Here is a 14,326-nt window from a genome sequence, read left to right on the forward strand (position 1 = left end):
ATTTTATCCTTTTTTTGTTACTGCCAGTTTTAACAAAACACCATTCACTTCAATTGCTGTACCCTGCTGCAAATCTGGTACCCAGTGAATAGCGTCTGCCAAAATTTCGCGGCAAATATAATCGTTAAATTGAATTATGGAAGGCTTTAATACGGCATTTTCCATAATGTGTACGAATATACGGTCTGTTAGCTCAAATCCGCTCTCTTTTCTGATATTTTGGATACGATTCACTAATTCTCTGGCATTTCCTTCATTTTGCAGTTCAGGAGTCACTGTAATATCCAGAGCAACGGTTAAAGATGCTTTGGAAGCAACACACCAGCCGGGTATATCTTCTGCCAAAATTTCTACCTCTTCCAGCAAAACAGGTATTTGTTCCCCTTCCAACTCCAACATTAAACTGCCTTCACGTTCCAGAATGCCGATTTGGTGCTGATTTAATTGCCCAATTAATGCTGCTGCCATTTTCATTTTACTGCCCATTTTGGCCCCCATCAGTTTAAAATTGGGTTTTACTTTTTTCTGAATAACACCTTCCGCATCCGTTAAAAATTCAATTTCTTTTACATTTACTTCGGCCTTAATTAAATCGGCTATTTTTTCTAACTGCTGCTGCATATCGGCATTTAAAACCGGTATCATTACTTTTTGCAGCGGCTGCCGAACTTTTATGTTTACTTTTTTACGAAGCGATAGAACCAGGGAACACACATCCTGCGCCAGTTGCATTCTTTCTTCTAAATCAGCATCTATCATGGCTGCATTGGCTTTAGGATAGTTTGTATGATGAACAGATGCAGCCTGATAACGCCGGCTAACTTCATTCAAATTACAAAAAATGGCCTCACTAAAAAAGGGTGAAACAGGTGCCATTAACTGCACTATTGTTTCTAAACATTCATAAAGGGTTTGGTATGCGCTGATTTTATCAGTTTCATATTCTCCTTTCCAGAACCTTCTTCTACATAAGCGTACATACCAGTTACTGAGCTGTTCATTAACAAAATCTTCTATAGCACGACCGGCAATAGTGGGCTCATAATCATTCAATGCATCGGTTACTTTTTGAATGAGGGAATGGAGCGAAGAGAGAATCCAACGGTCTATTTCAGGCCTTTGCTGAATGGGGATGTAAGATTCCTTAAATGCAAAACCATCTACATTGGCATACAACACAAAAAATTGATAAGTATTGTATAAGGTGCCAAAAAATTTACGCTGTACTTCTTTAATACCTTCTAAATCAAATTTTAAATTATCCCAAGGTGAGGCATTGGTAATTAAATACCAGCGGGTGGCATCGGCACCAAATTGTTCAATTGTATCGAACGGATTTACCACATTACCAAGGCGCTTGCTCATTTTATTACCGTTCTTATCTAATACCAACCCATTGGATACTACATTTTTGTAGGCTACACTGTCAAACAACATCACTGCCAGCGCATGGAGCGTATAAAACCATCCACGGGTTTGGTCAACGCCTTCAGCAATAAAATCGGCGGGGAAAGCGGCGCTTTTATCAATCAAATCTTTATTTTCAAACGGATAATGCCATTGTGCATAAGGCATGGCGCCACTATCGAACCATACATCTACCAAATCGGGTATCCGTTTCATGGGTTTACCGGAAGGGCTAACCAAAACAATTGCATCTACATAGGGTTTGTGCAGGTCTAAAATACCTTCATGCAGGTAATGCTTATTTACCTCTATCCCTAACACCTCATTGGCTTTTTTAATGGCTGCGTTTAGTTCATCAATTGAACCAATGCAAATTTCTTCTGCACCATCTTCTGTTCGCCAAATGGGTAAGGGTGTGCCCCAATACCTGCTTCTGCTCAAATTCCAATCTACCATATTTTCTAACCAGTTGCCAAAGCGGCCTTCGCCGGTACTTTTGGGTTTCCAGTTGATGGTTTTATTGAGTGCCACCATTCTGTCTTTAACCGCTGTGGTTTTAATAAACCAGGCATCTAACGGATAATACAAAATGGGTTTATCGGTGCGCCAGCAATGGGGATAGCTGTGCTCGTATTTTTCTACCTTAAATGCCCTGTTTTCTTTTTTAAGTTTTACACAGATATCTACATTTACATCCTGATACTGTGGATCGTCGGTATAATTTTTTACATAACGGTTACTGAATTCGCCCAAGCCATCTACAAACTTACCCTGTTTATCTACCAGCGTTAAAATACCGATGCCGTATTTCTTTCCTACTTTAAAATCATCTGCTCCAAATGCAGGCGCAATGTGTACAATACCGGTACCATCTTCTGTAGTAACAAAATCGCCCAGCATTACCCTAAATGGCTCACCACCGGCTAATACAGGCTGATTGGCTTCGTAAGGCATTAATTGCTCGTAACGGCAATTTTCTAATTCGCTGCCTTTAAAAATGGCCAATTGCTGCCAGGGGATGATTTTTGATTCGGAAGAATAGCCGTTAAAATCAGCATTTTCGGCTTCCTCCTTAAAATATTTTGGAATAAGATCTTTAGCCAATACCACATTTACCGGCAAATGCGTGTACGGGTTAAAGGTTTTAATGAGTACATAATCTACAGCTGCCCCTACTGCTAATCCCAAATTTGAGGGCAATGTCCAGGGGGTAGTGGTCCAGGCTAAAAGAAAAACGTCTGAACTTTTTACTTTATTAGTTTTCCAGGAATTAGAGGCAGTTTCAATGAGGTAGTTGCTAAATGTTTCTCTCCATTTTCCCTCAATTATTGAAACAGGCAGTAAGCGGAACATCGCCACACAACTTGTATCTTTTACGTCCTTATAAGTGCCGGGCTGGTTTAATTCGTGACTGCTTAAACCGGTTCCCGCCGCAGGAGAGTATGGTTGAATGCTTACACTTTCATATAGTAAACCTTTATTATACAGTTCACTTAAAATCCACCATAAGGTTTCAATATATTTATTATCGAATGTAATGTAAGGGTCATTCAAATCTACCCAATAGCCCATTTTAGTGGTAATCTCATCCCATTTATCCTTGTAGCGCAAAACTGCTTCCCTACATTTTTGATTGTAAGCTTCAACTGAAATCTTTTTACCAATATCTTCTTTGGTTATGCCCAGTTCTTTTTCTACCCCTAATTCAACCGGAAGGCCATGGGTATCCCAGCCTCCTTTTCTTTTTACCTGAAAACCCTGCATGGTTTTGTAGCGGCAAACCAAATCTTTCAATGTTCTGGAAATAACATGGTGTATACCCGGCATACCGTTGGCACTGGGCGGCCCTTCATAAAACACAAAGGGCAGTGCGCCTTCACGTAAAGAAATACTTTTTTCAAAAGCTTGCTCCTGCTGCCAGCGTTGCAATATTTCTTTTTCAATAGAAGGTAAATGTAAGGCCTGAAATTCGCGGTATGTATTGCTCATAAATACTGTACTATCAATGCGGTTTTAAAAGTTGCGAAGGTAAGGAATCTGTTAATGCAATAAGAAGATACAGCAGTCATTCACCACAAAGCATGAAACCACTTCATGAAAAAAACCCGTCTTTTATTTTTATTTTTGGTATACTTTTTTGCCTGAAATATAAGTAGCCAGCACGTTTGTTTGCAGCACCCGATTCCAGGGAATTTGCATTAAATCGGCATCAAGCACAACAAAATCGGCCTTTTTACCAGGCTCAAGGCTGCCGGTTTCTTTGTCTAAAAAATCGGCCCGGGCAGCCCAAATGGTCATACCCCGAATGGCTTCTTCGCGGCTTAGGGCATTTTCGGGCAAAAACCCTCCGGGTGGAAAACCGATACTATCTACTCTAAATACTGCAGCCAAAAAAGTTTTAAAGGGCGAAATGTCTTCTACCGGAAAATCGGTACCCAATGGCAGCCAGCCGTTTTGTGCTAAAAGATTTTTATAAGCATAGGCATTGTTAAGCCGGGTTTTACCCAATCGGCTTTCATCCCAATACATATCACTGGTGGCATGGGTAGGCTGTACAGAAGGAATAATGGAAGCTGCACCAAATAAAGCAATATCTTCCGGAGCAACAATTTGTGCATGTTCTATGCGCCAACGCCTGTCGTTTTTGCCTTTTAAATATTTGTTGTATACCTGTAAAATTACACGGTTACCGGAATCGCCAATGGCATGGGTACACATTTGAAAATTTGTTTTCGATAAAATATTGGCCATTGAATCGAAGTGTGAAGCATTACTCAATAAAAAACCATACCAGCCGGGTTTATCGGCATAGGATTGCAGCAAACAGGCACCGCGGCTACCCAAAGCGCCATCGGCATAAAATTTAAAACCGTTAACAAACAATTTATCGGTTTTATAGGGGCCTTTAGGCAAAAAATAGTCGTAATTTTCCTTGGCATCACTCAGCATAATATACAGTTGCATATTTAAAGCACCGGATTTTTGCAGGCTGTCAATTTGCAATACATCTTTGTAACTCAGACCGCAATCTGTAATAGTTGTTAAACCCATGGCAAAGCAATTTTGCTGAGCAGCCATCAATCTTTCCGCATAAGCATTGGCAGATAAAAGTGGCATTACTGCCAATACCGGCTTTTGTGCATTATCAATTAAAACACCGGTAAGTCTGCCTTCAAAAGTTTCAAAACTACCGCCTACAATTTTTTGGCCCGCTTTAATTCCTGCCATATCCATTGCTTTGGCATTAGCTATGGCTGCATGGCCATCTATCCTAGTTAAAAAAACGGGAGTAAATGGAAAAAGCTGGTTTAATTTTGCAACTGAGTTAGGGAAAGCTTTACCCGGCCATTTATTTTGATCCCAACCTCTGCCCAATAACCAGGGTTGGTTAGGATGTTGGGCAGCAAAAACTTTTAAGCGTTCCAGCACTTCATCAAAACTTTTGGTATTACGCAAATCGGCGGTAAATAGTTCCTGAGCATAGCCTACAAAATGAGCATGCGCATCAATAAAACCGGGAAATATGGTTTTTCCATTTTCATTTAGCATTTCTTTAGCAGAAAAATGTTGCAGAATACTGTCTGTTTTACCAATGGCTACTATCTTCCCCTGTTGAATGGCCATGGCGCTTGCCGTATCAAACTGCGCATTAACGGTATAAATATGTGCATTGTAAACAATGGTATCTACCTGTTTTTTTTGAACACAAGCGCTAAAAAGAAGGATACATCCCCCCAAATAAATTTTTCTCATAAAGCAATGATAAAAATGAAACATGAAGATAGTTAAATACTGAATGTAGGATAACTTACATACCAAAATGCCGGAATTTTTGACACGGTATGACAACAATCATAGTACAGCCTAAACACAGCATTTAGCTTTGTTGAAAATTGAGGAGTATGCAGGTAAGTCATCATTTATTAGAAAAATACAATGTTCCTGTACCCAGGTATACCAGTTATCCAACCGTTCCATTTTGGAATGAAACCATATCGTTACCGGCATGGGAACAATTGGTACAAACAGCATTCAGTAAAGATGCATCAGGATTAAGCCTATATATTCATTTGCCTTTTTGCGAATCGCTCTGCACCTATTGCGGCTGCAATAAAAAAATTACCACCAATCATCAGGTTGAAACCGAATATTTAGCAGCCATTTTAAAAGAGTGGCAATTGTATTTACAATTAATGCCCGGCAAACCCTTGTTGCGTGAACTGCATTTAGGCGGCGGCACACCCACTTTTTTTTCTCCGGAAAATTTACACTATTTAATCAGTTCAATTTTAGCAACCGTTGAAGTGCATCCCCAGCATGAATTTGGTTTTGAAGGACACCCCAATAATACAACCTTGCAACATTTGGAAACACTGCATAACTTAGGTTTCAACAGGGTTAGCTTTGGTATTCAGGACCACAATCCACTGGTACAAAAACTGATTAACCGCATACAACCTATTGAAAAAGTGCAGCAGGCAGTCAATATGTCGCGACAAACGGGATATACCTCTGTAAATTTTGATTTGATTTACGGATTACCCCGCCAAACAGTTGAAAGCATGCGCACTACTATTGAACAAACCATTGCTTTACAACCTGACCGTATTGCCTTTTACAGTTATGCCCATGTGCCATGGACCAGCAAAGGCCAACGCTTGTTTGATGAACACGACCTGCCGGATGTGGATACAAAAATGAAGTTGTATCAATTAGGCAAAGAAATGCTTACTGCAGCCGGTTATGTTGATATTGGCATGGATCATTTTGCATTGCCAAACGATACCCTGTATATTGCACAACAGGAAAAAAGATTACACCGAAACTTTATGGGTTATACTACCCAGCAAACCAATAATATGATAGGCTTGGGTGTTTCGGCCATAAGCGATATGGGGACAGCTTTTGCTCAGAACGAAAAAACCCTGCACAATTATTATGAGACAGTATGCAACAATACACTGGCTGTAACCAAGGGCATTATTTTAACGGAAGAAGACCTTCACTTTAAACAATATATTTTAGACATTAGCTGTAATGGCGAAACAGTTTTGCATGATGCAGACAAAGCTATGATTACAAAATTTGTAATTCCTGAATTGGAAAAATTAGAATTAGATGGATTGGTTGAATTAGATGAACACCAACTAACGGTAACGCCTTTAGGCAAAAATTTTGTTAGAAATATTTGTAGAGCATTTGATTTGCGTTTATTGCGCAATCACGTACATGAATCAATGCACAACCCACAGTTTAGTAAAGCAATTTAATTAGAATGATTTTGGAACTTCTGGATTGGTAATGATAATAAAATCAGCCTGCTGCTTCAATGCAACCCAGTTGGGATGGGTAAATTGCTCTTCGTTATAACAACTAATACTTTGCATTTTTATTTTACGGGATAATGCCCGCAAACGTGCATAAGTTCCTAATTTATCATCGCTATGAAAACGCCCGTTTACCTGAAAAACAGTATAACTTTTATGATGTTTCCAAAACCGGTAAATACTATTAGCCATGGTAGCATCCCATAAATTTTGTGCATCAAACATATTTTGATTGAATTGCTCGTGCCCACCCATAATACCTTCAAATTTTTGTTGATAGGCTACTTCGGCAGCAGAAAATGGCAATGGAGGCAGATAAGATTTTGATAATTGATCCAATCTTAATAAGGTTTGAACACCATTTTGGTGTACCAAACTTACATAACGGCGGGGAGCATTGGCTGCTATTACAGGAAGATGATTGTATTTAGCCGTTTCTACCATTGATTTATAATCACTGTAATTATTCCACGGACGTGTGTTGGCCAAAAATTGTTTTTCAGTAATAAATCCTTCTACATATTCATTCAATGGTGCCTGACAATCGGTTTCAAACATTTCTAATGACAACGCAACATTTTTCTTTTCCTGCACCAACGCTTTAAATAAGGAATCTTCCAGATAATGTGCTACTGCATCATTGTGGTCTTCCCCAAAAAATACAACCTGTGTGTGTATTAAAGCGGTTGTTAATTCACCCAAATCAATGGTTTTGTGTTGGGCAACATCATAAATTACATAATTATTTTGCATATTTTTTTGAGCAAACAATTCAATAAAAGCAATAGCAAACAAAGCAGTAATACATATTTTTTTGCGCATGATTGTTTATTTGTTTCGTAGCAGCTTATAAATTTTAATGGCACTTAACAGTACTAAAAGCAACGCCAGTAGAGCAACAAATCCCCACAACAAACTAATACTTTGTTTAACTGTTGCCAAAAACACAATTGCAAACAAAAACAAAGTAGCTACCTCATTCCAAATGCGCAATTGCTGTGAACTGTATCGGTAAATGCCATGTACCTCCTGATTTACCAATATTTGTAATGAAAAATGATACGCGTATAAAAATAACACTAAAACCAATTTTACAAGTAACCATTTACCCTCCGATTTAAACAATAACAGGCACCAACCACCTTCCATTAAAACAGAAGTGCCTAATAATAAAGTAATAATTGCAGAAGGCCAGGTAATGCCATACCATAAACGCTTCATCATAATGGCAAACTGATTTCTCAGAATAGTGCGTTCAGGCTCTGGTTTATCGCCTGCTTCAGTAGCATAAATAAACAAGCGAGGCATATAAAACAAACCCGCAAACCAGGTAACAACAAAAATAATATGTGCAGCCTTCAAGTATAGATACATCTTACTAAAGATAAGATTAATTCAACAACATATTGCTTGCACCATTTTCATAAGCATTTATCCAGTTACTGATAGTGGCTACCCAAAGCGGCTGTGTATTTAAACAGGGAATGGTAGTATAACTTTCACCACCTGCATGCATAAAACTTTCTTTACCACGTTCTGCAATTTCTTCTAAGGTTTCCAGACAATCACTTACAAAAGCCGGGCAAAGAATGAGCAATTTTTTGATGCCCAGTGATGGCATTTCTTCCAATCGCTTATCTGTAAAGGGTTGTAGCCACCCCTTGCCTAATCGAGACTGAAAAGAAACACTAAATTTTTCTTTCGGTATATGCAACTTTTCAGTTACCAGTTTAGTGGTTTCAAAAACCTGATGTCTATAACAGGTTTGGTGTGCAATGGATGACACATTACAGCAATCTTTTACCTGAAGGCAATGGCATCCCGTTGTATCACTTTTTCGAATATGTCGTTCTGGTATACCATGATAGCTGAATAGAATATGGTCATATTCCTGTTGTAAATAGGGTTGAATATTGTTGGCAAGAGCATGAATATATTCGGGCTGGTTGTAGTAAGGTTTTATGGTTTGCAACTTAAATCTATACCCCATTTTTTGATGCACCTCCTTCATATATTCCACTGCCGTTTCATAACTGCTCATGGCATAATGCGGATATAATGGAAATAATAAAACTTCTTCAATATCAGGGTCTTGTTCTAATAATGATTGATAAGCAGCCTCAGGTGATGGATTTCCATAACGCATAGCAACAGTAACCGGCATTTGAATAAGCTGCTGAACAGCCTCTTTTAACTGTTGGGTTAAAACAATGAGTGGCGAACCGGCATCTGTCCAGATGGTTTTATATGCCTCTGCCGATTTAGGTGCCCTGAATGGAACAATAATGCCTTTAATTAATAAAAGCCTGAAAAAATATGGAACATCTATTACACGTTCATCCATTAAAAACTCTTTCAAATATCGTTGCACATCTTTTACAGATGTTGAATCCGGCGAACCAAGATTCATTAAAATAACCCCTTTTTTCTTTTGGTGCATAAAAATAAATGTTAGCAAATGTATTATTTCAAAAATTGTTTCAAACAGGTTGTTTGCATTTTATTACTCGTAACAACGAAACAAAATATGAATTGGTTTGGAACAGCCATAAAAAAGTACAGTAAACCGGTAAATCGTATTCAAATCTGGTAAAATGACAATTAAATGACAGAGACATGACCTAAGTCATACATTTCTGCCATCCAAGCGGAATACTTTTGCGTTTATAAAAGGAACCATATTAAGACCAGCAGATGATAAACTTATCGAATTTTTTTGCCATTGGTATTAATTACAAAAAAACAGATGCTTCTGTAAGAGGTCAATACGCCATTGGCCCCGAACAATATGCCGCTATTTTACAAAAAGCTTCTACCCTTTCTATAAAAGAGGTGGTAATACTCAGCACCTGTAACCGCACTGAAATTTATGGCATTGCTAACCAGGCTTCTGACCTTATTAACCTGCTTTGCAGTGAAACTGTGGGTTCAAAAGAAATATTTTTAGAACGTTGTTATATAAAAAAAGAAAAAGAAGCGGTAACACATATTTTTTCTGTTGGTGCCGGATTGGATTCGCAAATTTTGGGCGATTATGAAATTGTAGGGCAAATGAAATTGGCAGTTAAGTTTGCAAAAGAACGTGGATTTGTAGGTTCATTTCTGGAAAGATTGTTTAACACCGCACTACAATCTTCTAAAACCATTAAAAACCAAACCGCTTTAAGCGGTGGCACTGTTTCTGTATCATTTGCAGCCATTCAATACCTGAAAGAGCATCTTCATTTCATACCACAAAAAAATATTTTATTAATTGGAACAGGTAAAATTGGCAAAAACACTTGCAAAAATTTGATTGATTATTTAGATACAACTAATATTACACTCATCAACAGAACCAATGAAAAAGCAGCTGAACTGGCTGCAGAACTCGGTATTGGTTCAGCCACTTACCAAACTTTACCCACTTTAGCAGCAAAAGCAGATGTCATTATTGTAGCCACCAATGCAGAAGCTCCTATTTTATTTAAAGAGAATTTTATTAACTCGGGTAAAAAAATTTTGATTGATTTGTCAATTCCCAATAATATTCATCCCGATACCGCCCAATTAGCTCATATTTCATTAGTAAATGTAGATGATTTAGCAAAAATTAATGATGCTACTCTACAAAAACGCCAGGCAGAAATTCCAAAAGCATCAGCCATTATTCACGAATTTGAAGCCGAATTTTTTGAGTGGTTAGACAGCAGAAAATTTGTACCGGTTATTAAGGCTGTAAAAAAGAAATTAGAAGACATGAACCACTGTGAAATGTTTAATGCTGTTTATACAGCCAATAACCACAGTACCAGTACAAATGAGGCTGTTCAAAAAGCAGTAAAAAACATGGCTGTTAAATTACGCAGCAATTACAAACCCGGTTGTAATTTTATTGAAGCTATTAACGATTTTATCACCATCAGCAGTAACTGATTTTATTTAAATCATGGGTATAATTAAAATTGGAACCAGAGAAAGCCAATTAGCCGTTTGGCAGGCAACACTGGTACAAACGCTATTAAGTAAACACCATATTCAAAGTGAATTAAAACATATAAAAAGCGATGGCGATATTGATTTGGTTACTCCACTATATGCCATTGGCGTACAAGGGGTGTTTACAAAAACATTAGATGCAGCATTACTGAGTAAAACCATTGATATTGCTGTACACTCAATGAAAGATGTACCTACACAGTTAGCTAAAGGCATTGTGCAGGCTGCTGTTCTTCCCAGAGCATCATACAAGGATATATTGGTATTCAAAAACAATACAGATTTTTTATCAGACGCTCAATCTAATGCCATTATTGCCACCAGTAGTATTCGCCGAAAAGCACAATGGCTGCACCATTACCCAAATCATACTATTGAAAATTTACGAGGCAATGTGAATACCCGATTAAAAAAAGTAGCAGAAAGCAATTGGGATGGAGCCATATTTGCTGCTGCAGGATTAGAACGAATTGCATTACGCCCCGCACAATCCATGCATTTAGACTGGATGCTTCCTGCACCTGCACAAGGTGCCATTGTAATTGTATGCCGGGAAGATGATACTGAAACTTTTAAAAAATTAAATCAACTAAACGATCCAAATACCGAGCTTTGTACCAAATTAGAACGCGATTTTTTACAAACTTTAATGGGCGGTTGTTCTACCCCTGTCAGTGCTTTGGCCACGATTGAAAATAATGAGGTTTACTTTAAGGGAAATATTACCAGCCCAGATGGCAAACAACAATTTAAAATAGAAAAAAAAACAACCCTTTCAGATACTGTAAACTTAGGCAGATTAGCTGCTGAAGAACTTTTAACAACCGGCGCAAAAACGATCATTGAATCAATTCACCATGCAAAAAAATAGTACCATACCCATTTTATGCACTCGTCCATTAGACCCTATCATTATAATCAATGCCAATACAAGAGGCATTACCATTGATTGTATCCCATTTATTGAAACCAGTCCCATTATAAATGAATTAATTACACAAACCATTCACGAATTGGCTGAAAAAAAAATTACGGCTCTTTTTACCAGCATGAATGCAGTAGATGCAGTTACAGCCCAATTACCGCAAGTTCCCAAATGGGATATTTATTGTTTAGGCGGTATTACCAAAGAAAAAATTATTCAGTTTTTTGGCGAAAAACATTTTAAAGGCAGTGCTAAAAGTGCGGGTTTACTGGCTGAAAAAATTATTGAGCACCGGCCCGAAAACGCGTTAGTATTTTTTTGTGGTGATCAACGAATGGATGAACTTCCTGAAACCTTAGCCGCAAACCAATTTCCAACTGAACAGGTTATTGTTTACAATACCATACAAACACCCGTTGAAGTATCAAAAAATTATCAGGGTATTATTTTTTTTAGCCCAAGTGCTGTTCATAGTTTCTTCTCCGTAAATACCATACCGTTAGCCACTGTTTTATTTGCCATTGGTAAAACAACTGCAGCAACCATACATACCTATGTTCAAAACAAAATAATTACTAGTGAATGGCCCGGAAAAGAACAAATGATTGAATTAGCAATGAACTATTTTAAATCGATTAACATTAAAGCATGAGTGTATTAAAAAACGATTTGATTCTAAGAATTTTAAGAGGTGAAAAAACTGAACGTTCGCCTGTTTGGATGATGCGACAAGCCGGTAGGTATTTACCACAATACATGGAATTAAGAAATAAGTATGGTTTTTTTGAGCGTTGCCAAACACCCGAATTAGCCTGCCAAATTACTTTACAGCCTGTTGATATTATTGGTGTTGATGCAGCTATATTGTTCTCTGATATTTTAGTAGTACCTCAGGCTATGGGCCTTGAAGTGCAGTTAATTGAAAGCAAAGGGCCTATTTTACCCAACCCTATTCAAACAGTAAATGATTTATCGCGGATTCGCGTACCGGATGTACACGAAACATTAGGCTATGTTTTTGAAGCCATTCAGCTCATTAAAAAAGAACTCAATGGACGAGTTCCATTAATTGGTTTTGCTGGTGCGCCTTGGACGCTGCTTTGTTATATGGTGCAGGGAAAGGGCTCTAAAACTTTTGATGAAGCCAAAGCATTTTGTTACCAACAACCCGCATTGGCACACCAATTATTGCAAATGATTACAGATACGACCATTGCCTATTTAAAGGCTCAGGTGGTTGCCGGTGCCGATACGGTGCAAATATTCGATAGTTGGGGCGGGTTATTGAGCAAAGAAGATTTTGAAACCATTTCACTTCCTTACATCCAACAAATTGTTTCAGCAATCAAACCCAGTGTTCCGGTAATTGTATTTGCCAAAGGTGCATGGTACAGCTTATCTGCGATGGCTCAAACAGGAGCAGCAGCACTAGGAATTGACTGGTGTACGCCGCCTGAATTAGCACGGAATTTTGCAGGCAACAACATTACCTTACAGGGTAATTTTGACCCGGCAAAACTACTCTCGCCCATACCTGTTATAAAAAAAGAAGTAATTGCCATGTTACAAGCTTTCGGTCCACAAAAACATATTGCTAATTTAGGGCATGGAATTTTACCCAATGTTCCGGTTGACCATGCTAAAGCATTTGTTGATACAGTTAAAGAATGGCAACCTGCCAGTTAGCATAAAGCATTCATCATGGAAACAAATTTTTTACCGGCCACCCATACAACAGCATTTCGAGAAGAATGGATACAATTTATTTATACCCTTCAGGATACGATTTGCACTGCACTTGAAATGGCAGATGGCAAAGCTGTTTTTGTACAAGATGAATGGCAACGTAAGCCCGATGGTACAGGTGGCGGTGGAAAAACCAGAGTAATTGCCGATGGAAATGTTTTTGAAAAAGGTGGCGTAAATACATCTGTAGTATATGGTACCGTTAGCGATCCCATGCGCAAACAATTACAAATGAACGGCGATGAATGGTTTGCCTGTGGTTTAAGTTTAGTGATACATCCCAACAATCCCTTTGTACCTACCATACATTGCAATTATCGTTATTTTGAATTATATGAAAATAATAAAGTGATAGACAGATGGTTTGGAGGTGGAACGGATCTTACCCCCTATTATTTATTGAATGAAGATGCCATTCATTTTCACCAAACACACAAAAATGCCTGCGATCAGTTTGATACATCCTTCTATCCTCTTTTTAAAACAACCTGCGATAATTATTTTGTAAACACACACCGGCAAAATGAACGGAGAGGCATTGGCGGTATATTTTATGATCACCAAAAACCCACACCCGAAAGAGATGAACAATTTTGGCTGGGATTAGCAAAGGCTTGTGGAAACGCATTTTTAGATGCCTATTTACCTATTGTTGAAAAAAGAAAAAATACTCCGTTTAAAGCACAACATAAATTTTGGCAGGAAATAAGGCGTGGCCGTTATGTAGAATTTAATTTATTACACGACCGTGGTACCATATTTGGCCTAAAAACAAATGGAAGAACAGAAAGTATTTTAATGAGCTTGCCACCAACCGTTCGCTTCAACTATAATTACCAACCGGAAGCAGGAACGCCTGAAGCCATTTTATTAGATGCCTGTCTGCATCCCAAAGATTGGATCAACGAGCATCAATCCATCACCATTGATGAATGAATACAAC

General features: G+C 38.2%; 11 protein-coding genes. 6 read left to right on the plus strand and 5 right to left on the minus strand.

The genetic code is table 11. From position 1 onward, the window contains the following. Positions 1-3 precede the first annotated feature (3 nt). Positions 4-3,396 (minus strand): isoleucine--tRNA ligase, encoded by a 3,393-nt coding sequence (ileS, locus tag JK139_RS02120; protein WP_218330477.1) that lies wholly within the window; start codon positions 3,394-3,396, stop codon positions 4-6. A gap of 129 nt (positions 3,397-3,525) precedes the next feature. Continuing rightward, on the minus strand, positions 3,526-5,160 hold the full coding sequence (locus JK139_RS02125; RefSeq protein ID WP_074419321.1) for an amidohydrolase: 1,635 nt from the start codon (positions 5,158-5,160) through the stop codon (positions 3,526-3,528). 149 nt (positions 5,161-5,309) lie between these two features. Between JK139_RS02125 and hemN the strand changes: the two genes are divergently transcribed. Beyond that, positions 5,310-6,677 (plus strand): oxygen-independent coproporphyrinogen III oxidase, encoded by a 1,368-nt coding sequence (gene hemN, locus JK139_RS02130; RefSeq protein WP_074419322.1) that lies wholly within the window; start codon positions 5,310-5,312, stop codon positions 6,675-6,677. On the opposite strand, the gene JK139_RS02135 is transcribed toward hemN, so the two are convergent. Genes JK139_RS02135 through hemH form a run of 3 tightly spaced genes read right to left on the minus strand, consistent with a single transcriptional unit; the run spans position 6,678 to position 9,174 of the window. Continuing rightward, positions 6,678-7,556, minus strand: a complete 879-nt coding sequence (locus tag JK139_RS02135; RefSeq protein WP_074419323.1) for a ChaN family lipoprotein — start codon at positions 7,554-7,556, stop codon at positions 6,678-6,680. Between the two features lie 6 nt (positions 7,557-7,562). Next, the gene (locus JK139_RS02140; protein WP_074419324.1) at positions 7,563-8,108 is read right to left on the minus strand and encodes a CopD family protein; all 546 of its coding nucleotides are present in this window, start codon (positions 8,106-8,108) and stop codon (positions 7,563-7,565) included. 16 nt (positions 8,109-8,124) lie between these two features. Continuing rightward, entirely contained in the window at positions 8,125-9,174 is a 1,050-nt protein-coding gene (gene hemH / locus JK139_RS02145; RefSeq protein WP_074419325.1) for a ferrochelatase, read from the minus strand. Positions 9,175-9,428: 254 nt separating this feature from the next. On the opposite strand from hemH, the gene hemA reads away from it, so the two are divergent. Genes hemA through hemF form a run of 5 tightly spaced genes read left to right on the plus strand, consistent with a single transcriptional unit; the run spans position 9,429 to position 14,319 of the window. Then, positions 9,429-10,649, plus strand: a complete 1,221-nt coding sequence (gene hemA, locus JK139_RS02150) for a glutamyl-tRNA reductase (RefSeq protein WP_218330478.1) — start codon at positions 9,429-9,431, stop codon at positions 10,647-10,649. Between the two features lie 13 nt (positions 10,650-10,662). Then, a complete protein-coding gene (gene hemC / locus JK139_RS02155; protein WP_074419327.1) occupies positions 10,663-11,583 on the plus strand; it encodes a hydroxymethylbilane synthase in 921 nt (306 codons plus the stop codon). Further along, positions 11,570-12,289, plus strand: coding sequence for a uroporphyrinogen-III synthase (locus JK139_RS02160; protein ID WP_074419328.1), 720 nt, complete (start codon positions 11,570-11,572; stop codon positions 12,287-12,289). Before hemC ends, JK139_RS02160 begins: the two co-directional genes overlap by 14 nt. Then, entirely contained in the window at positions 12,286-13,323 is a 1,038-nt protein-coding gene (hemE, locus tag JK139_RS02165; RefSeq protein ID WP_074419329.1) for a uroporphyrinogen decarboxylase, read from the plus strand. Before JK139_RS02160 ends, hemE begins: the two co-directional genes overlap by 4 nt. Positions 13,324-13,338: 15 nt before the next feature. Beyond that, entirely contained in the window at positions 13,339-14,319 is a 981-nt protein-coding gene (gene hemF / locus JK139_RS02170) for an oxygen-dependent coproporphyrinogen oxidase (RefSeq protein WP_218330479.1), read from the plus strand. Positions 14,320-14,326: the final 7 nt, after the last annotated feature.

It is taken from the genome of Hydrotalea lipotrueae, from assembly GCF_019249625.1.
GTDB lineage: Bacteria > Bacteroidota > Bacteroidia > Chitinophagales > Chitinophagaceae > Hydrotalea > Hydrotalea flava.